This is a genomic window from Butyricimonas sp. RTP31003st1_G1_RTP31003_210430, from assembly GCF_040920905.1.
GTDB classification, from domain to species: Bacteria; Bacteroidota; Bacteroidia; order Bacteroidales; family Marinifilaceae; genus Butyricimonas; species Butyricimonas paravirosa.
Genome location: NZ_JBCOSQ010000082.1, coordinates 1 through 19,750, shown reverse-complemented (window position 1 = coordinate 19,750; position 19,750 = coordinate 1). Strand labels below are relative to the sequence as shown.

Sequence of the window (19,750 nt, the reverse complement as noted above, 5' to 3'; positions counted from 1 at the left end):
CTGAGTGGCAAACCGGTCAGTTTATCTTTCACTTCCACCGGTAAATGATTGACGGCAATACCGTCACGGTCCAGGAATGTATAATTCAGCCTCATAAATTCGCCTTCAACAGACGGTAAATAACGATGATCCACTTCCAGATAATCAGCAGTCGTCTGTTCCGGTAACTCTCCGAAATGAAACATATGATCATCCGGGGTCTGCCGACCAGCTATTGTATCATTTTTCAAATACTGCACGGAGGACGCCCCTTCTGCCAACAATTGCACGTTTACTATGCGTGACACGTCGCCCGGAAAATTCTTAAAACGCACGGTTATTCTTCCTGTATAATGCTCCAACTCCACCGTGTCTGTACGCAAAATTCCCGGGTGATCGATTACAGGCACAAACTTCTGGAATAACACGTCCGAAGGATGCACGTAATGATTCTCCCCGGAACTGCTATTATTCAGCATAAAAGCAGAGGTTTCCAGTTGTTGTTCATCCACAAATGAAAGACTATCCGTATTCGTATAACAATAGACCTTATATTCACCAGGGGGTAATCTGAAACTAAACAACCCTGCTCTCATACGGGGATCTTTCCACGGGGCAGCCTCGTAACGCGCTCCCACCAATGTTCCTGTCTCGTCATAAACCAGTACACGACAGTCACTAACCTTATTATCCACCACTTCGGGTACGTAAACCTGGTAATTGGTTTCATCTTTAAAATAATCATAGGTACATGACGCGAGCAGGAGCAGGATAATCACACCCGTAAATGCTATGAGAAGTCTGTTCTTTCCCATATTTAATATTTTTGTTGATTTTACACTTATTTCAGATTCCCCGGGAGCAGAGGTCCTGCTCCCAGGCAAATCATCTTGAGTGTATAAAAAGGAATTCTTTTACAGTGTAAGTGCTGATTCTACGATATTACTACTCCAAGCTTCCGGAGCTGAAACACCAATTGTCAAACCACCTTCTGCTCTAGGTTTTGTCGGCACGTCTGTTGTTCCTCCTGAACGTAAAGTCAAGTTTACTTCGCGAATCGTGTTCGGTGTAAAGTTCTCTTTAATCAAACCAGACCAATAAACAGGACCGTCAGTAGACATCTCATCCCCGTTTGCCAAAATATGACCTGCTTTTCCACGTCCGGAAACAACGATAAAATACTGGCGATCGACAGAAGCGTCTGCTGTTGATGCTCCATTAATAGCACGTCCTCCATTATTCGGCCACACGATAACATCTCTCCACATGGTGAAATTATTCTTCAGAATAACCTTCGGGTTATATCCGGAAGTAGGATCGGCCGTGTTGAAAATGGTTCCGTCCTTTATAGCCAATATATTGGCATCGGTTGACGTTGCACTCACTCCACCTGCATTTGCTGCCCCAATTTTCATGTTATCCGGTAAACGATAAACCATGATAGAAGCATCCTGCGTGAAATTAACCGTGTTTTCATTATCCGTTTCACTATCTTTTACATTCAAACGAACACGCATCATGGCCACTTCACGTTTCAGAGCAATAGCCGACACGGGAGTCGTCGTTCCGGCTGCAACATCTATACCCGTTGCAGATCCCATAAAGATCTCTGACGGTTCATTGTAAGCAGCATTACCCGCGGTGGTCAGTTTAGTTGAACAGAATGTCGGGAAAGCTCCATCTGCATGCTCTATCACCAAATTCGAGAGAGTCTTCTGGCGCACATTCCACATCGTCCATTCAGTTGGAGTTGTACCTCCATCAATATAAGTAGTGATTGCATCCGAAGAACTTTTCACGTTCGCAACAGCAACTAACGTGTAACCGGTACCTACCGGTACGTCCGTGTACGTGAAAGTACTCAACACGCTTGACGGGTTCACGATGGTTGAATAAACCACTTGACCGGACGCGTTGTACAATAAGAATTGTAATTGTTTGATATTTGACCATGAAGTTTCCGGAATTGCCGTAGATTGTGGAGCTCTTCCTTCCATACCGGTTTTATCAAAAGTAACCTGAAACGTTAAACCGGCCTTTTCCGGATCCGGATAATCCGAACCACCACTCTTTGAACAAGCACACACTACCACCATTGCAAGCAATGACCATAATAAACTAAATCTTTTTTTCATAACCCATTCTTTAAAATTACCTAACATTTGAAATCTGACAGAATGTCATCAAAAATTTTTACTACACACTATTTAAATTTACCGTTACTTTGTAGGTAACGGTAAAACATAAAATTTCAAATAAAAAGGGGTCTTTCGGCGGGTTATTATTTATATAATGAATTTTTGTAGTCCGGGGAAGGCGATCTGAACTCCGCCCATCTTTTAGAAAATCAAGGTGGGTAATAGTTTTTTTGTCTCCAAAAAAACTACTACTCAAAAAAAATTGAATTATTTTATCATCTATTGAAAAATAATCGTCGCATTATTTGAAATAATAAAAATATATATATAAATTTGCACTCATTAAAAGATTCCGTTATCTACAAAGTAACGGATTTTTTTCTGACTAATTGTCAGACATTTACCTTCTTGACATCACATAATTCCTATATTATTCTCAACACAACACTTTCTTGGATAGAACAAAAGCCACAAGTGCATTATTTAATTGATTCACCTCATCCTCCCGGTAACGCTGGAAATAAGTCTCGGTCACCTTTACCGATGAATGTCCCATCGCGTCACAAATCAGGCTGGAATTATAATTCTGTCGTAACGCCGTGGTTGCCCAAGTATGGCGCGCCACGTAAGTACTTAATTGCTCTCTAATCTTCAGGAAATACCCGACTTGCCGCAAACGGTAGTTATGCAAGCGCAACATCCTGGAATACTGCCGGTACTCGTCCTGCTTGGGGTCCTGAATAATAGGGAGCAAATAAGGAGAATCAGGATACATATCCCTGTATTTCTCGATAATGGCCATCGCCTCGGGGCAAACCACAACAGTCAGTTTTCGTCTCGTCTTGTGCCGGTGATAAACAATCACGTTCCCCTGCAAATCACACTTACGCAAAAATGCCAGATCCACAAAAGGCATCCCGCGTAACAAAAACAGCAGGACAAACATATCCCGGGTAAAAGAAAGCCGTTCAGGCAAAGGCTTTTTATCTGTCATCAACCGACAGATCACCTCTGGGGAAACTGCCCTTTTCACCTGACAATCAATCCCGGTATGCACCCGGCTGAAAAGACGGGGTATATAAGAGGCAATCCCTCGTTCAACCGCTTGGTTATAAACGGATCTCAGCGTCCGCATATATGTTGAAATAGAATTCCACTTCAACTGGTCGGACAACAATTTCCGCTCGAATTGAGATAACCATTCCGGGGTCAATTGCTTAAAACTAACTTCGCGCCCATTCGCAAATTTCTTCAACCGTTTCAAAGTACTCTGATAAACATGAGCAGTACCATCTCGCTGCTCTCGTTCCAACTCGACAATAAGTCGCTCCATAAACTGTGTTAAAAATTCTCGTTTCATCTTCTATCTGTTTAGATTTCAATTTATAGTGTTTTATAATTTAACCCAACCGACACATAATAAAACATATGCCAATTAGCTATTTATGCAAACATTTCAACAACCGACCACCATTCACTTGTCGTAAAATCGTACATCCAAACCAGGAGAAAATTAAAAGTCTATTTTTAAGAGAATCCAGTCTAAGGCTACTTCTCTTCCACCACCATGACCTTTTCCACTTTGGTGTTCTTTTCCTTCACGGGGACATTCATCCCGGTGGTATTACAAACACCATCGAATCCGGCATTCGGCTCTATTTCCAGCTTACGCGTGTAAACATCACCTTTTACCATGCACCCGGATTTCATGTACAGTTCATTCGTCGCACGAACATCTCCTTGCAACAAACCATACAACACCGCGGTGTCACAGTTCACATTTCCTTTGACTTTTCCTTGTGGACCAATCACAACTTTCCCTTTGCAAATAATATCTCCCTCTAACGTTCCCTCCAGATGTAATCCTCCAGCAATAGTGATTGTCCCTTTCACTATCGTCCCTATTGTAATCATTGTCAGGTTGTCAGCACTGACTTTCATTAATTTTTCAGAGTCATCTTCATTCTTTTTCTTTCCAAACATATCAAATATGAATTAGTCATTAAAAAAGATGAACACTCTTCGATTTTCAAATATTAGTATCTGACAAATATAAAATAAATAGGTGAAATAAGAGCTAATTAGTCAACAAAAAATAGTAAACAAAAAAAGTTTTACATAAGTAAAAATAATGACAGGAAGACCAAAACAAACGGGATTAATACCGTACGGCAAGATTCACGACGCTCAAAAAACTGACAAAAAGTCTTATTTATTACCCATTCCATTTCTTGTTGATCGTAACCCGAAATATATTACCTTTGCGACTATAAATAACAGGAGAAAGGAAGATCATGAAAAAAGCGCTTGTTTTACTATCCGGGGGACTAGATTCCACGACAGCCCTATACGTTGCCCAAGAGCAAGGATTTGATGAATTATATGCTATCACCTTCGAGTACGGGCAAAAACACGATAAAGAGATAAAAGCGGCAAAAGCCGTGGCAAAAGCCGCCGGGGTAAAAGAACACAAATTCGTAAAAATCATGCTGAATCAATGGGACGGCTGTTCCCTCACGGACGAGAAGATGGACATTCACGACGGGGATATAAACCGGACGACCATCCCGGACACGTACGTTCCCGCCCGGAACATGGTATTTCTTTCCGTGGCTGCCTCCTACGCCGACGCCCTCGACATCACCGACATCTTTATCGGGGTCAGTGAGGTTGACTACTCTGGGTACGTGGATTGCCGGGAAGAATTCATCCGTTCCATGGAACAAACCATAAACTTGGGAACCGTTCTCGGTGCCGAGAAAAAACAGAAGATCACCCTTCACGCCCCCTTCATGCACATGACCAAGGCCGACGAGGTACGTCTGGGAAATCGTTTAGGAGTTGATTACAGCCTCACCTGGACTTGTTACCGTGGCGACGAAAAACCCTGCGGCACCTGCGATAGTTGCCTTCTCCGGGCAAAAGCATTTGAAGAGGCGGGAATAAAAGACCCGTTGTTTAATGGAAAATGAAAAATGGAGAATTGAAAATGAAAAAACCGATTTAATTTATGATTTATGAATTACGATTTACGATTGAAAAAGCGTGGACTTCGTGGGTGGAAATCTAAAATCTAAAATCAATAAATTAGTAGGATTTAAAATTTAAAATTAATAAATGGTAATCAGAAAGTTATTCAAATTCGAGGGGGCACACATCGTGCGGAATTGTTCTTCACACCGTTGCCGGGAGAACATTCATGGACATTCGTATATCGTGGAAGTATTCATCACGTCCGACAAGCTGGACCGGGGATACATGGTGATGGACTTCGTACTGCTGGATAAGGTGAAGGAACTCGTGGATAGTTTCGACCATACCTACTCGTTGTGGCAGGAAGAATCCGACGAGTTGAAGACTTTTGTATACAAATACAACCGCCGGGTAGCTGAAATACCCGTCTCTCCTTCTGCTGAAGGATATGCATTGTTATTCCTTTACTTGATCGACAAAATCCTGCAAAACACGGAGCATAAAAACGGGGAAGGAAACGTACAACTCTCCTCCGTTCGGGTACATGAAACGGCAACCGGGTATGCCGAGGCTTTCCGAGAAGACCTGAAACTCGTGAATTTCAATGTTCACGACATCCGTTTTTCCGAGGCAATCCGGGAAGAATGGAAAAATGAGCAGTGGTGGGAAGGAATAAGATAAAAGATAAAAACTAAAAAGCTCACGTATGTTACATTTGGCGAAGGACGGTATTTTCCCGATCACGAAAGACAAGGACGGTAAATTGCTAAAGGAACTGCCCGCCTCTGGATTACACGTTGCGGGAACGATACAGGGCGAGGGAAAATTAAACGGTATACCTTCTCTATTTATTCGGTTAGCCGGATGTAACCTCCATTGCACGTGGAAAACACTTGCCGGGAATACTTGCGAATGCGACACGGCATACGCTGCCTTTAAGGTAGAGAATTCGTTCTCCCTGCCCGTGGAAGAGATCGTGCGAATTATCGGTCATAACCGAGGAAACATAGATCATATCGTAATCACGGGTGGCGAACCGTTCTTGCAAGCGGATAAAGTCCGGGCATTGTGCTTGCAATTAAAAAAAGAGACCCATTTTCATATTACCGTCGAAACCAACGCCACGCTTTATGTAGAAGAATGTGCCGAGATGATCGACTTTTTTAGTCTTTCCCCCAAATTATCCGGCTCTGTTCCCCCTGCACCTCACGCGGACCACCACAACAAGACCCGCATTAATATCCCGGCTATACAATCATTTATCACACACGCCCGTAAAAACAAAAAAGACTTTCAACTAAAATTCGTTTACTCCGGGGAAAACGACGTGATCGAAATACAGACACTTTTGAAACAACTGGATGGATGGGCAAAAGAAGATATCCTATTGATGCCGATGGGAGCCTCTCCCGAAGAATTAAGCCTCTCGATCCCCAAAACTCTGGAACATTGCATCCGGAACGGGTGGCGTTTCTGCGATCGGCTTCACATATCTCTTTTTGGCAACAAACAAGGAGTATAAATATAAAAGCGGTATTCTATCCCATTTAAGCACGTGAACATCCGTCAAAAAATACACATGAAGAAAACCCGGACTAACAAAGACGACTCAACTCGACTTTATCTCGGCTTTAAGTCAGCTATATCTCAGCTGTGTGCAATATTCAGGGAATAATATCGGTTGTAAATCTTTCTGATCACTTACAATTGCCTATCTCCACACCTTCTCTTACATACGTGTCGTTATCTCTTCGTCATTCGTCGTTATCCACTCGCTCCTAGGAACAGAGAGATAACAAAAGGATAACGACAAAATATGAAAAGGATGCAAGCTGAAGAGTGGAGATAGGCAAATTTTAACACAAAAGAAGGAAAAGCCTATTTGATGTAGTCAGCATACTCCTGATCACCCATCAAATTCTCCAATTGATCTCTTTTCAAATGACATTTGTATACCCAAACTTGATTAGCTTGCATTTGATAAGGATTTTCTATTAAAGGATTGATGCCCTTCACCACTCCGGCACAGGGTGCATACAACTTTGTAGAACCACCGGAACCTTCTATTTCTGCCAGCAATTCACCTTTTACGAAAGTTTCATCCACCGCCTTAACCGGAACGATTAAACCGACAGCTCCACCTATTGCTCCCACATGATCATAAGAAATACCCACCTGTATAAAATCATCACCATTTTTCAACCAACTATGATCTTTCGTATAACGATTACCATTCTGTTCCAATTGCGAATAATACGCTTGATCCCTAGCCTGTGAAGGCAACGAAGACATATTCACGTTACCAGCCTCTATATTCCGGTTACCCCCGGAAAATAGAGCTATTAGAAATAAAATTTGAATAAAGAAAAAAACTTTTTTCATGCCCCTTCATTTTTTTGATTATTAAATAAAACACGTTTACACGCTGTCAGCAAAGTTAATAATTGTATTCAACATCATATCAGATTCTTACAAATTATTCTTCAGGTTTTAATGTTGCCAATTCTACTACCCCCGTTCTTTATAAACAATCGCAATAGGTTTATCTGCAATATTGTGGTATTGATTTACCAAGACAGAAGTCTTTACATCATAAATATACAAATGCCCTTTCAGAGCTTCTGTTTCATCTTTTTCATACAAACCAACATATAGTAAAGTCCCAGCCGTGTTCATCGACAAACTGGTGATCTCCATTCCCTCAGGTATCGAAATAACAGGTGTTGTCAACAACCGACTCTTCAAATCCCAATAATATATACCATCCTCGCACGTGTAATACAGACAACTACATGATTTACTCCCGGTAAGCAATGAATTCCGGTTAACTTTCAGTGAAACCGGACTATCATAGAATTGAAGAATGGTCGGGTTGCCTAAGCTAAAAGTTGTCTGAGACAAATAGATATAGGAAGGCATCGCTTTATAGGTAGCTATGACATACACGCTACTCCCAACAGGACAAACACCCCAAATATTAAAATCGACATACTTGTTTAAAGAGCTATTTACCCCTCCGAGCGAAAGAGAATAAAACACGGACGTTTCATAATTAACAAACACGGGTCTATCCACCGAAACAGCCGCATCAACATCCAGATCTTTAAAATATTCTGTCAGCACTAATTCATCTAAAACGTAATCATACACGTATCCCCGTCTGTCACGTGAGACGAGATATATGTTGTTATTAGCAGAAACCCCGGCAAACTTCACGAAAGCACATCCCGGATATAATTCCTTAAACGAGGTCATTCCTTCAACATCGAAAGTCCGGGAATCCATATTATAAATCCTTCCCTCCTCACCGGAACAAACCAATAAACGATTATTTACCTGCACCATGTCGGTCACATCCTCCATTTTCGTTTGCGGGTTTATCAGCTCCATTATATCCGTCCGGAACATAGGCACTTTCCCGGTATTAATTTCCTCCTTTGTTAGTGTTCTCATAAAAGAAATTCGTCCTTTTCCATCCCCATCCCGACTTAACACCGTGATCCCCTCCGAAAACTCGGTATCTATCTGTAAAACAAAATATTTATACCGGATCGTTTCCCCGTTATCAACCCTCAATCGTAACCCGAAAGTTCCCAATTCCCGAAAAGCATATCTCAATTCCGGATCGTGCGACACGATATGTAACGAATCTTTAATCGGATAGGAGGCCATTCCATTTTCATCCGTATTCAACGTTCCGTAACTCCATTCATAAGCGAGAGGTAACTCTTCCCCGGATTGTTCCACGCTCAAATCACTTACCACAAATTCCTCACCGAAATAAGCCGTCAGCGTGTCATGAGGTGTGGAAATCGTGATTTCCGATAACTCCCGATCTCCCAACGAAGACTGATCATCCAGACAAGCTCCCAACCCGAATAAGGTAAAACACAAGATCCCGATACTGTATTTCGTTTTCATCTCCAATAACTTTTATTTGCTTAACGAATAAACCGATCCGGATCAACCATAGCAAACCCTTCGTACGTGTTTTCCGGATCACTATAATACTCGTAAGCAGGTTTCAACACGTATTTTATCCAAATCATATTTCCCGGCATCTGAAAAAAAGCTGTCGGGGCATTTTCCAGAAACTTCCCGTACTCCTTCTCTTTTTCGGCATAAAACACGGGTTTTAACTCTTCCAAGGCCCAAAAATTTTCCAGTATCTTCAAATATAATCTATCATTATTATTGTTATATTCTCCTAGGTAATAACTGGCCCACCAAGTTGGCTGCGCTAGTTTCCCATCCATAATGGAAAGGCAATAATGATCCCCTTCCATCGGTCTGAAATAGTCGTTCTCCCGAAACTTCAAATAAAGAAGAACAGGATGATTCATCAGGTCCTCCGTCCGTTTCAACTTCAAGGACAACACGCCTTCTACTTCATTTTTAGGAATGATCAAAGTACCAAACTCATAATGTTTACCAAATTCCGCCGTGGTTGAATCCTCCACGACTTCCAACTCAAAATATTGATCCTCATCAACAGACATTCCCATACTCTTCACCGGAATACGATACTCCACCTCTTTCTCTTCATAAATTGCGAAACTGAAAAATACCGTATCGGGAGCCACGTTAGAAACATATTTACTAAGATCCCAATTAAAATAGATACTTCTCTTCTGGTCCGGATTGTAATAGATAGCCTTGTTCGAACAAGCCCCTAACAGAAGGAATATTCCTGTATATATCAAATACTTTGTCGTCATACGTTTTCTAATTTTATAATTTAACGAGGATCAAGTTCTTCCGTGGGTAGAGGCAAGGTGTAAATTCTATCACTCCCTTTTAAAGTTGCATCTAACGCATGAACATAGACATCCCGATTCAACCTTTTTAAACAAAACCACCATTGCCCTTCTCCAAATAACTCTTTTCTCCGTTCGTTCATAATATCATCCAAAGTAATATCTTTACCCGTATCTCGATCCGCAAATTTCACCATGCCTCTAGCCGACACCACGGCATCCAAATAATCTCTTGCATGTTCTTTATCTCCTTCCTCCAATAAGGCCTCAGCCATAATATAATACATTTCCGGAATACGAATCATACTAAAACCAAGATATGCACCTCCGGAATATTCAGAGGCATCATTTGATTCATCCATAATTTTAGCACAAATATCTTTCGAATTTCCTGTATTTTCTTTAGAAAGAAACCAAGCAGATAATCGTTTATCTTCCCCCGGTTCCGGTCCTTCTGTATTTTTATATAATAATTTCCAGCCATTATGAAGAATCATTATAGTTTTCGCAGCATGTCTATCATACAAATACGAACTAATATTCGTTGTATATAATCCCCAAATCGTCTCGGACAAAGAAATTCGTCTCTTCATAAATGTCGGTAAATCCTCTTGATTCACAAATTGGAACTTTTCCGATTGAATCACCTTATCCGCATACTTTTTTGCGTTTTTCAAATCCCCCTTCATCCAATACACTCTGGCTAACATTGCTTGCGCTGCATACAAATTAAAATGTAATTCTCTGGCTCCCGTAAACCCCTTTTCTCCACCTTTACGTATCTTCGGCATCAAGGTCTCATCTTCAACCAAACAAGTTTCAGCTTCTTTCAGATCTGCAATGATTTTCTCATACACTTCTTCCACTGATGAAAAAGGAGTTACTTTAAAAGTATATTTCGTTACATAAGGAATAGCCTTTGCTTTTGCATTTTCATCCGTTGAATTTATGTGAACAGCAAACAATCGTAGTAAATCAAAATGAATAGTAGCTCGTAATCCCAAAGCCTCTCCACGGTATAAATCATAATACTTAAAGTCTTTCACACTCTTTTGATCCAGATTTTCGATTATATTATTCAAATAACTAATAACAAGATAACTTCCCGGCCACATCTTTTTAGTCATATTGCGAGCATATGAGTTTTCATTATCTAAACGCGAAACATAAACCAAATACCCATCATCTGTAACAAAATTTTGCCCCAACAACTCCGGTATCAACACAGACATATCCCCACCATACATATCCTCCTTCACCATCGACATATACACCCCATACAACGCATCCTCCACACCTTCCGCCGTACTGAACATATCATCGTTCACTACCTCCGATTCGGGATTTATATCCAAGAAATTCCCACATCCCAAGAAAAATAAAGAGATACACGCCAATAATATTCTTTTCATCATCATCTTCTACCTTTAGTAATTATCAAAATGTCGGTCTAAACGTGATATGGAAACTCCGTTGAAAAGGATATTCCGTACCTCGTTCCTGTTTCACGGAAGAGAACCGGGCAATATCGGCAACGCCTATGCCTAGATTCAGTCTCTTAATCCCGATCTTGCGCAAATAACCGGGTTTAAACTCGTAATTCAACATGATACTCGTTATCGCGAACGTGTTATCCCGTTCCACGAAACGCTCGGAATACCGATTTTCATCGCTCACGTTCTCCGGAATCCCCAAGAAACGCACCAAGTCTCCCGGTTTCTTCCACCGTTCGGTGAAAGCCCGACGATCCACATTCCCGTAGGGATCAATATACTCCACTTTATTCGCCAAAGTCGTGTTGTAAATATCACCGCCAAACTTGTACGCCGCGGTGACATTCAACGTGAATCCCCGGTACGACAAGCTCGTGAAAAGACTCCCCTCCAGCATGGGATTCGTGTTCCCAACCTCCACTCGCTCGTTCTTATCGTAAGTAAACGTGTAATTCCCGTTCTTCTTGATATACACCTCCTGCCCGGAAGCCGGATCAATTCCCGCGGAACGCATGGCATATATACCGAACTGAGATCCCCCTTCCACGAACATCGGCTGAGGTTTCACGCCATAATAAGCCGCCATGTTCTCCGCCTTCAACGCATCCGAGATACTCGTCAGCTTATCAAACACGTGCGATCCGTTTACCATCACCATCCAAAGCAGGTTATTTCGCTTGACCACTTGTGCAGAAACAGAAAACTCGTAGCCCGAATTCTGTAACTTCCCCATATTCACCAACACCGAAGAAACACCGACAGAAGACGGCAAGGTCAAAGGCATCAAGGCATCCCTCGTTTTGTTCACGTAGTAACTGGCCTCCACGTTCACCCGTTCTTTCCAGAAAGTAGCCGTCAATCCCCAATTATACTTTCGGGTAACCTGCCATTTCATATCGGGGTTCCCCATAGTGATCGGAACCGCACCCATCCCGCCATAATGAATTAAGTCGGAATCATAAAGATAAGTGGTCAAAGCCTGATAAGGCGTGAATGTCACGTTAGCCGTTGAACCCACGCTAAACCGAAGACGTAAAACATTCAACCAATCGAAATTCATGAATCCTTCCTTATGCAGATTCCAACCGATTCCCGCCGACCATACCGGGGCAAAACGATGTTTACTGCCAAACTTCGATGAACCTGCTGTCTTGTAGGAGGCATTGACAAAATATCGTCCCAGCAAATCAAGACTACCGTTCACGAAGAACCCCACCTCTGCCGATTCCTTCTCGCCACCCACGGGACGCGTAGTCGCATACTGCGAGGCAAATTTAATATCCGTCATCTTGTCCTTCATAAAACCTTCCGCCTTCACCTGCATCGAAGAAGACTTGTCCTTCCCGATGTCCGTACCCGCACTCAAGGAAAGGACCGTAGTCCCGGCATCATTCAGCGGTAAACGATAATTAAGTACCAATTTCCCCGCCCAATTCGTCGTCTCGGTTGAATATGCCGTGTAAGTCCCTTTCTTGTTTTGAGGAATCTCCTGCAAGGTGAAACTCGCATCCTCCGGGGAAACATACACCTTATTCCACGTGTCACCCTGTCGCACACTCACGTTTCCCGTGATAAACAAGGTCTCGTTCATATCCCAGCGTAACGACAAATAATTCGTGACCGCTTTATTCTGACTCTTCGAAAAGCTCGCCAGCGTGGCATTATACAGTGGATTGACTTGCCGTTCCATTGTCCGGTTTACCGGATCGAAATAATAATTCCGTATATACTCCCCATCCTCGTCATATACCGGGTTGTACGGGTTCAACCTCGTGTACTGTGCGAAACTCCCGTAAGGACTATTCTTTCCCTCGGTCATGGTATAAGCCAACTGGTAAGTGGCCACCACATCCCGGGCAAACCGGTACGACAAAGAAACATTTACCCCGTAATTCCGGCGATAATCACCTTTCATCACCCCGTATGTATTTGACAACCGTCCCGTTACCTTGTACTCGATTCCGCCACCCCGCCCGGTCATCGTGGCAGAATGACTATGCGTGAAAGCATTCCGCAGAGGTTTCGTTGTCCAATCCGTGTTGACACCCCGGCGGATATTCTCCAGCTTATAATCATAAGCCGGGTCAAGACTACCATCCACCCGGTCATACAATCCCGCCAAACGCTCCAGTTCCAACTTTTCCTCCGCATCACACAAGCGAAGAGAGGTCAGGTCAGGAAAACTGAACATTGGCGTGAAATTATAACTGAATCTCGGCTTATCCGACTTTCCCCGCACCCGTTCCACCAATATCACCCCGTTTGCAGCTTTCTCCCCGTAAAGTACCGCCGCGGACGCATCCTTCAGCACCAAAATCTGCTCTATATCGTAAATATCCAGATCATACAAATCCTCCACGGAAATCTCTACCCCGTCCAGCATAATCAAGGGAGCGTTCACCCCTTCCTGTCCTTTTGTCATGATTGAACTCGCCCCGCGAATCAGAATCTCAGGCACGACATTCGGGTCAGCCCCTGCCTCGTTATTCTCAATAATCCTCAATCCCGGTGTCAAGATTGACAACGCTTGTAACAGGTTCGTCGGGGACACCCGTAATAAATCCTCCCCTTTGATCCGGGTAATCTCCCCGGTAAAAGCATTCTTCGCCTGCGTGTAATACCCGGTCACGATCACATCATCCAACTCTTTCATATCCTTCACCATCGTCACCCGGATATGCCGGGCACCGGTAACCTTGACTTCCTGATTCTTCATCCCGACAAACCGGAAAAGTAACACCATCTCCTTTTGTTCCGGAATTTCCAATCGGAACTTCCCGTCCGTACCCGTGGCGCATCCCAAAGAAGTCCCTTTCAGGACAACCGTCACGCCCGGAAGTGGTTCGCCATCTGCATCCTTCACCTCTCCCGTGATCACGATCAAGGAAGAACGTGATTCACCCGCCACGGGGATTTCTGGAAAACATACACAGCAGAACAACAGAATCCATTTCACAACACCACATAAGTTGCCGTCAAACTTCAATACCAAGTCTACTCTCATTTAATTTGATCTTTTAATACCATACGTGCAAGATATGTTTCCATCACTTTATTGTCTAAACATATCCACTCGCACCTAACATCATTCATCGCACCACGCGGTATAAACCCGTAAAATACATCATCACACCATCATTGCTACCTGACGCAAACCCTCAACTTTATCATTCACGTTCAATCGCATAATTTACATTCTATCCCTGTTTTCTACAACTATTTCAAAACAAGGGGAGCAAAAGTAATAAAATAAATAAAAAATTTCAATCAAGCAAGTATCGATTTTGGCGAGTTGCAAGATTAGGGAAAAAAGAGATACCAAGTTTCAATTTCACAAACAAAAACGACACGAAGATTCTCTTTTTGTCCCGAAGATAAGACAAATATACGAATTATAAATCAATGATATAGAATATTACAAGCAAACTATCCCTTAAAAGAAAAGCCGGAGACACCACTGGTACGGTCCCATATTTTTGCGAAGTTGTTTTAACGCCTCTCCCTTTTTATTTTTAATCGTCTGTTCGGAAAGATTCAACTCTTCCGAAATCTCCTTGGTAGAATACCCTTCCAGACTCATCGCCATGATTTCTTTATAATCACCTGCCAATCGGGCAATTTCAGCCCAGATAATCCGTTTCACCTCATGTTCTATGATTTCCCCCTCAATATCGAGACTGGATGCCTGTTGCAACAGGACCTTATTCTTTATGTCCAGATGCCGCAACTCGTTCAGACAAGCATTTCTCACGCAAGCATACAAAAAACTGATAATCATCTGGAACGAGGTAAACTGTTTCCTTTTCTCCCACGTCTTGATAAAACTCTCATGCACGATGTCCACGCAAACATTCTCTTCCCGCAAGAAACGTCCCGCGTAAACTCCCAATGTTGCAAAATATTGATCATACAACAATTCCAAGGCTTTCTCATCCCCTTTCACAAAACGCTCATATACAACTTCCCGTTCCATAAAATCTATCATCATGCACTTTATACGAATAAACATTCGGTTTCCCGCTAACAAAGTATCATCTTCCCGGACAACACTATTTCAAAAATACATAAAATACTTCTTATTCACAACAAAATAGAGACCTAAATGATTTACATTCACTCATATGACGAGATATTATTTATGTCATAAATCGTGCAAAGGCTCTGTTAGCCTTTACACGATTTTTCATGAATCATTTCACACAAACATTTACGCTATACACGTTCTTTATAAATCACACGAAGCGGCCTATCCGCAATATTATCATATGTTTCAAGCAATTCCCCGCTATCTGCATCATAAATATACAAACATCCTTTCAATTCCTTCGTACTAGCTGATTCGTACAACCCGACATAAAGTAATTTTTGATCCGGATCGACAGCAATAGTCGTTATTTCCATACCTGTCGGGACCGTGATAGAAGGAGTTGTCGGCAACTGCCGCCCGGGGTCCCAACGATATATTTCATTATTATACGTGTAATAAATACAATTATACACCTTTGTCCCCACAGTCATCGAATTACGATCCATACCAATGGGCCGCGAACTTTGATAATCCACCGTATTCGCCACGGTAGGTTTGGCAAACGAGGCTGATGTTCGAGGTATATAAATATGCAACGGATCATTCTTATCCGTGGAGAATACATACAGATAAGTGTTGATAAAACAAGTATTAACGATGTCATAATTCGTGAAAATAGTCCCACTATTCACTGCACCCGAGGACGTACTAGGAGCATACATAGTTGAAGTTCCATAATTGATAAACACCGGTTTACTATGAGATACCCCAGCATCCACTTCCAAACCGTCAAAAGCATCCAGTACCAACAATTCATCCACGTCCGTCTCGTAAACATAAGCTCTCTTATTTTCCGAAAGTACGTGCATATTACTATATGCCGATATAGCGACGAATTGCTGAATATTGGCCCCCGGAAACTTACCAGCAAAAGAGGTCGCAGTTTCGATATCAAAAGAACGGGAATCCATATTGTAAATTCTACCGTTACTTCCCGAACTAACCATCAAGCGCCCTCCCTGCTGAATCATGTCTGTCACATTCTCCAACTCCATTCCGGGATTAGCTATTTCCATTATATCCGTACGGAAAGTCGGTACCTTTCCCCCACTGATCTCCTCTTTAGTCAACGTCTTCATAAAAGAAAGCCTTCCTTTCCCGGCATCATCCCGGCTCAAAATAGTAATTCCCTCGGAAAATTCGGTATCTATCTGAAGAATAAAGAACTTGAATATTGTCGTTTCACCGTTATCCACCTTCAAACGCAAGGCAAACGTACCCAATTCCCGAAAAGCATATTTAAGCTCCGGATCTGTCGATACCACGTGAAGCGTGTCTTTAATCGGGTAAGGTTTCACGGCTCCCCCGGAAATATCCAGATCCCCGTACGCCCACTCGTAAGTTAAAGGCAATTCCTCCCCGGACTGCTCTATTTTCAAGTGATTCACCACAAGCTCCTCCCCGAAAGAGGTCGTAAGCGTGTCATGAGCAGCGGTAATTGTCAGTAACGACACTTCTTTCCTTCCGGAAGTCGTATCATCATCATAGCAGGAATACATCCCCACCATGAGGCAAAACAGCATGATTATATATAACTTCATTTTCATAACTTACCATTTAATTTTAAATTCTCTTTTAGCGGATAAACCGATCCGGATTCACCATATCAAACCCTTCATACGTGTTCGCTGGGTCAGTATAGAAATCGTAAGCAGGCTTAAACACGTAATTTATCCAAATAATATTACCCTTCACCTGATAGAATCCCGCCTTGGCATACTCCAAGTATAACCCGTATTCTTCCACTTTCTCTTTATAAAAGATAGGTTTCAACTCTTCCAGTTGCCAAAAATATTCTAGCATCTTCCGGTAAAGGCGATCATTGTTCCGGGCATACACCCCCAAGAAATTGGGAGCCCACCATTGCGGTTCGGGCAAAGCACCATCCACGACCGACAAACGATAGTAATTATTAGCAATCGGTTTGAAATAATCATTCTCCTTAAACTTGAGATAGAGTATGACCGGATGATCCATAATATCCTCCGTACGATCCAAAATAATAGACAGATACCCTTCAACCTCATTTTTCGGGATCACCAATTTCCCGAATTTAAAATGCTTGTCATACTTAGCCGTTGAAGAATCCGCGACAACTTCCACCTCGTAAGTCAATTCCTCGCCAAGCGGCATTCCGGCCACCTTGATCGGAACTCGATACTCGTACTCGGTCTCGTTGTACAAGGCGAAACTGAAAAACACAGTGTCACTTGCTGTTTTCGTGACAGAATTATAACGATCCCAAGTGAAATAAATGGATCTTTTCTGATTCACGTCATAGTACACGGCATCATTGCTACACGCCCATATTCCCATGCAGAGGAATATTCCGATATATAGTAGATATTTATTTCTCATAACGTTCTTATTTTAATTATTCAGGACGATAATCTTCCTCTTCCACGGGCAACGGCAGAACATATATCTTATCACTGCCGGGAATGGTGGCCCCGGTCGCCCCACTCAATTTCACGGGACTGTTCAATCTCTTCAGACAGAACCACCATTGTCCCTCCCCGATAAATTCCTTTCGGCGTTCCGCCATAATATCACTCAGCGTAATATCGACAAGAGGAGTCCGGTCCGCGAATTTCTCCATCCCTCGGGCATCAACCACCGCATCCAGATATTCCATCGCTCCTTCCGCATTTCCGGTTGCAAGCAGAGCCTCTGACATAATATAATACATTTCCGGAATTCGAATCATACTTGTTCCCAGATAAGGCCCCCCGTTATAACTCGTCGTGAGAGAAGTCGTATCGGATACATTTCCCATCACTTTCACCAATATATCCACCGGAGTTCCGCTCCTGTTGTATGTCCCAAACCAATTATCCAAACGGTAATCCTTCTTTCCGGTAGGCCCTTCATAAGCATAGATACTTTTAAAATCCGTGGTCAGATCACCCAATCCCTGCCTCCGCACGTGCTGGGTCAGCCAGTCGGAATAGACTTCCGCGTTGTACAGCCCCCATATTGTCTCCTCCATCGACACCGTTTTCTGCATGAATGTATTCAAGGACGTCTTGCTAGCGAAACGGAACTTATTGGACCGAATCACCTTGTCCGCGTAAATCCGGGCACTATCCAGATCACCCTTCATCCAGTAAACCCGTGCCAGAGTAGCCTGCGCCCCGTATAAATTGAAATGTAACACACGGGCCCCGGTAAATCCCTTTTCATTTCCCACCCGTTCGGCTGGCATCAGCACCTCATCCTCAGACAAATACGCCTCCGCTCTTTTAAGCTCGGCTATCACTTTCGAGTAAATCCCCTCCACCGAAGAATAAGGTGTCACCTTAAAATCATACTCCGTCACGTAGGGAATAGCTCTCGCTTTTGCCGCTTCATCGGTAGAAGTCACGTGTACGGCAAAAAAGCGCAGTAAATCAAAATGAATAACCGCCCTTAATCCCAAAGCCTCACCCATGTATAAATTGTAATGCCGGAAATCCTTCTCGCTCTTACTTTCCAGATTATTTATAATATTATTCAAATAACTAATCGCCAGATAACTGGTCTTCCAGATATTCTTATACATATTTCTCGTTTCACTCCGCTCGTACTCAAAACGCCCCAAATAAGGCAAGTACTGATAAGTCGAAGTGAAATTCTGTGCCAGAATCTCCGGTATCGTCGTGGACATCAGCCGTCCATACATATCCTTTGTTACCATCGTCATGTACACGCCATAGAGGGCATCCTCAACACCGCTTGCCGAATTGAACATATCGTCATTCACCACTTCCGAATCCGGATTCACATCCAAAAAACTATCGCACCGGAGAAAGAAGAATGGTATACACAGTAGAATTATTATCTTTTTCATACTCGTTTCAATTTACTGTTTACTAAAAAGTCGGTCTGAAAGTAATGTTAAAACTCCTCTCGAAAGGATAGGAAGTTCCCCGTTCCAACTTCATGGAAGAAAAACGGGCTATATCATTCATCCCAAACCCGACATTCAACCGTTTAACCCCGAATCTCTTCAACCATTCCGGTTTAAATTCATAGTTAATCGATATATTCCTGATCTCGAACAGATTATCCCGTTCAACGAAACGTTCTGAATACCGCTTGTTATCGCTTTTACTTTCCGGGATACCCAGAAAACGTTTTAAATCACCCGGTTCTTTCCACCGATCGGTAAATGCCCGGCGATCCACGTTTTCCCACGGATTTATGTTCTCAACCTTGTCGGCCAGCGTGTTATTGTAAGCATCGCCCCCGAATTTATAACCGGTAGTAATATTCAGCGTGAAACCCTTGTACGATAAACTGGAAAAAATACTCCCCTCCAAAATCGGATTCGAATTTCCAACC

Annotated in this window: 16 protein-coding genes and 1 pseudogene; 3 read left to right on the top strand and 14 right to left on the bottom strand. The window is 42.7% G+C overall.

All coding sequences use genetic code 11. From position 1 onward, the window contains the following. The 4 genes from AB5542_RS18710 to AB5542_RS18695 form a co-directional block, all read right to left on the bottom strand. On the bottom strand, positions 1 to 794 hold a 794-nt coding region (locus AB5542_RS18710), incomplete at its 3' end, for a FimB/Mfa2 family fimbrial subunit (protein WP_368243328.1). Positions 795 to 893: 99 nt separating this feature from the next. Then, a complete protein-coding gene (locus tag AB5542_RS18705) occupies positions 894 to 2,114 on the bottom strand; it encodes a FimB/Mfa2 family fimbrial subunit (RefSeq protein WP_279038456.1) in 1,221 nt (406 codons plus the stop codon). Positions 2,115 to 2,553: 439 nt separating this feature from the next. Continuing rightward, positions 2,554 to 3,477, bottom strand: a complete 924-nt coding sequence (locus AB5542_RS18700) for a tyrosine-type recombinase/integrase (protein ID WP_087420088.1) — start codon at positions 3,475 to 3,477, stop codon at positions 2,554 to 2,556. Positions 3,478 to 3,665: 188 nt separating this feature from the next. Next, on the bottom strand, positions 3,666 to 4,100 hold the full coding sequence (locus tag AB5542_RS18695; RefSeq protein WP_087420087.1) for a polymer-forming cytoskeletal protein: 435 nt from the start codon (positions 4,098 to 4,100) through the stop codon (positions 3,666 to 3,668). A 311-nt stretch (positions 4,101 to 4,411) separates the two neighbouring features. Here AB5542_RS18695 and queC point away from each other — a divergent pair, with 311 nt between their 5' ends. From queC to AB5542_RS18680, 3 genes are all read left to right on the top strand, one after another. After that, positions 4,412 to 5,089, top strand: a complete 678-nt coding sequence (gene queC / locus AB5542_RS18690) for a 7-cyano-7-deazaguanine synthase QueC (protein WP_270546227.1) — start codon at positions 4,412 to 4,414, stop codon at positions 5,087 to 5,089. Positions 5,090 to 5,234: 145 nt separating this feature from the next. Beyond that, on the top strand, positions 5,235 to 5,771 hold the full coding sequence (locus AB5542_RS18685) for a 6-pyruvoyl trahydropterin synthase family protein (protein ID WP_270542301.1): 537 nt from the start codon (positions 5,235 to 5,237) through the stop codon (positions 5,769 to 5,771). A 25-nt stretch (positions 5,772 to 5,796) separates the two neighbouring features. Next, entirely contained in the window at positions 5,797 to 6,612 is an 816-nt protein-coding gene (locus AB5542_RS18680) for a 7-carboxy-7-deazaguanine synthase QueE (protein WP_279038455.1), read from the top strand. Between the two features lie 356 nt (positions 6,613 to 6,968). On the opposite strand, the gene AB5542_RS18675 is transcribed toward AB5542_RS18680, so the two are convergent. The 10 genes and pseudogenes from AB5542_RS18675 to AB5542_RS18630 all read right to left on the bottom strand — a co-directional run. Then, complete coding sequence (locus AB5542_RS18675) at positions 6,969 to 7,472, bottom strand: hypothetical protein (RefSeq protein WP_279038454.1); 504 nt, start codon at positions 7,470 to 7,472, stop codon at positions 6,969 to 6,971. A 126-nt stretch (positions 7,473 to 7,598) separates the two neighbouring features. Beyond that, positions 7,599 to 9,011: a hypothetical protein gene (locus AB5542_RS18670; protein ID WP_279038453.1), complete on the bottom strand. Its 1,413-nt coding sequence runs from the start codon at positions 9,009 to 9,011 to the stop codon at positions 7,599 to 7,601. Positions 9,012 to 9,031: 20 nt separating this feature from the next. After that, positions 9,032 to 9,808 (bottom strand): DUF4843 domain-containing protein, encoded by a 777-nt coding sequence (locus tag AB5542_RS18665; protein ID WP_270546220.1) that lies wholly within the window; start codon positions 9,806 to 9,808, stop codon positions 9,032 to 9,034. Between the two features lie 20 nt (positions 9,809 to 9,828). Then, a complete protein-coding gene (locus AB5542_RS18660; protein ID WP_279038452.1) occupies positions 9,829 to 11,262 on the bottom strand; it encodes a RagB/SusD family nutrient uptake outer membrane protein in 1,434 nt (477 codons plus the stop codon). A 22-nt stretch (positions 11,263 to 11,284) separates the two neighbouring features. Further along, positions 11,285 to 14,344, bottom strand: a complete 3,060-nt coding sequence (locus AB5542_RS18655; RefSeq protein ID WP_279038451.1) for a SusC/RagA family TonB-linked outer membrane protein — start codon at positions 14,342 to 14,344, stop codon at positions 11,285 to 11,287. 429 nt (positions 14,345 to 14,773) lie between these two features. Next, positions 14,774 to 15,328 carry a sigma-70 family RNA polymerase sigma factor gene (locus AB5542_RS18650; protein WP_158571824.1) on the bottom strand — a complete coding sequence of 185 codons (555 nt, stop codon included), beginning with the start codon at positions 15,326 to 15,328 and terminating at the stop codon, positions 14,774 to 14,776. 224 nt (positions 15,329 to 15,552) lie between these two features. After that, the gene (locus AB5542_RS18645) at positions 15,553 to 16,974 is read right to left on the bottom strand and encodes a hypothetical protein (RefSeq protein WP_279038450.1); all 1,422 of its coding nucleotides are present in this window, start codon (positions 16,972 to 16,974) and stop codon (positions 15,553 to 15,555) included. A gap of 28 nt (positions 16,975 to 17,002) precedes the next feature. Further along, positions 17,003 to 17,785, bottom strand: a complete 783-nt coding sequence (locus AB5542_RS18640; RefSeq protein WP_117722174.1) for a DUF4843 domain-containing protein — start codon at positions 17,783 to 17,785, stop codon at positions 17,003 to 17,005. Between the two features lie 16 nt (positions 17,786 to 17,801). After that, on the bottom strand, positions 17,802 to 19,256 hold the full coding sequence (locus AB5542_RS18635) for a RagB/SusD family nutrient uptake outer membrane protein (protein ID WP_087420075.1): 1,455 nt from the start codon (positions 19,254 to 19,256) through the stop codon (positions 17,802 to 17,804). A 22-nt stretch (positions 19,257 to 19,278) separates the two neighbouring features. Next, positions 19,279 to 19,750: pseudogene (locus tag AB5542_RS18630) on the bottom strand (SusC/RagA family TonB-linked outer membrane protein); the annotation flags it as partial.

Excerpts from the sequence above, each read along its gene's own strand:
- AB5542_RS18705 (WP_279038456.1), bottom strand. The coding sequence starts at position 2,114 with ATGAAAAAAAGATTTAGTTTATTATGGTCATTGCTTGCAATGGTGGTA.
- AB5542_RS18700 (WP_087420088.1), bottom strand. The coding sequence starts at position 3,477 with ATGAAACGAGAATTTTTAACACAGTTTATGGAGCGACTTATTGTCGAG.
- AB5542_RS18695 (WP_087420087.1), bottom strand. The coding sequence starts at position 4,100 with ATGTTTGGAAAGAAAAAGAATGAAGATGACTCTGAAAAATTAATGAAA.
- queC (WP_270546227.1), top strand. The coding sequence starts at position 4,412 with ATGAAAAAAGCGCTTGTTTTACTATCCGGGGGACTAGATTCCACGACA.
- AB5542_RS18685 (WP_270542301.1), top strand. The coding sequence starts at position 5,235 with ATGGTAATCAGAAAGTTATTCAAATTCGAGGGGGCACACATCGTGCGG.
- AB5542_RS18680 (WP_279038455.1), top strand. The coding sequence starts at position 5,797 with ATGTTACATTTGGCGAAGGACGGTATTTTCCCGATCACGAAAGACAAG.
- AB5542_RS18675 (WP_279038454.1), bottom strand. The coding sequence starts at position 7,472 with ATGAAAAAAGTTTTTTTCTTTATTCAAATTTTATTTCTAATAGCTCTA.
- AB5542_RS18670 (WP_279038453.1), bottom strand. The coding sequence starts at position 9,011 with ATGAAAACGAAATACAGTATCGGGATCTTGTGTTTTACCTTATTCGGG.
- AB5542_RS18665 (WP_270546220.1), bottom strand. The coding sequence starts at position 9,808 with ATGACGACAAAGTATTTGATATATACAGGAATATTCCTTCTGTTAGGG.
- AB5542_RS18660 (WP_279038452.1), bottom strand. The coding sequence starts at position 11,262 with ATGATGAAAAGAATATTATTGGCGTGTATCTCTTTATTTTTCTTGGGA.
- AB5542_RS18655 (WP_279038451.1), bottom strand. The coding sequence starts at position 14,344 with ATGAGAGTAGACTTGGTATTGAAGTTTGACGGCAACTTATGTGGTGTT.
- AB5542_RS18650 (WP_158571824.1), bottom strand. The coding sequence starts at position 15,328 with ATGATGATAGATTTTATGGAACGGGAAGTTGTATATGAGCGTTTTGTG.
- AB5542_RS18645 (WP_279038450.1), bottom strand. The coding sequence starts at position 16,974 with ATGAAAATGAAGTTATATATAATCATGCTGTTTTGCCTCATGGTGGGG.
- AB5542_RS18640 (WP_117722174.1), bottom strand. The coding sequence starts at position 17,785 with ATGAGAAATAAATATCTACTATATATCGGAATATTCCTCTGCATGGGA.
- AB5542_RS18635 (WP_087420075.1), bottom strand. The coding sequence starts at position 19,256 with ATGAAAAAGATAATAATTCTACTGTGTATACCATTCTTCTTTCTCCGG.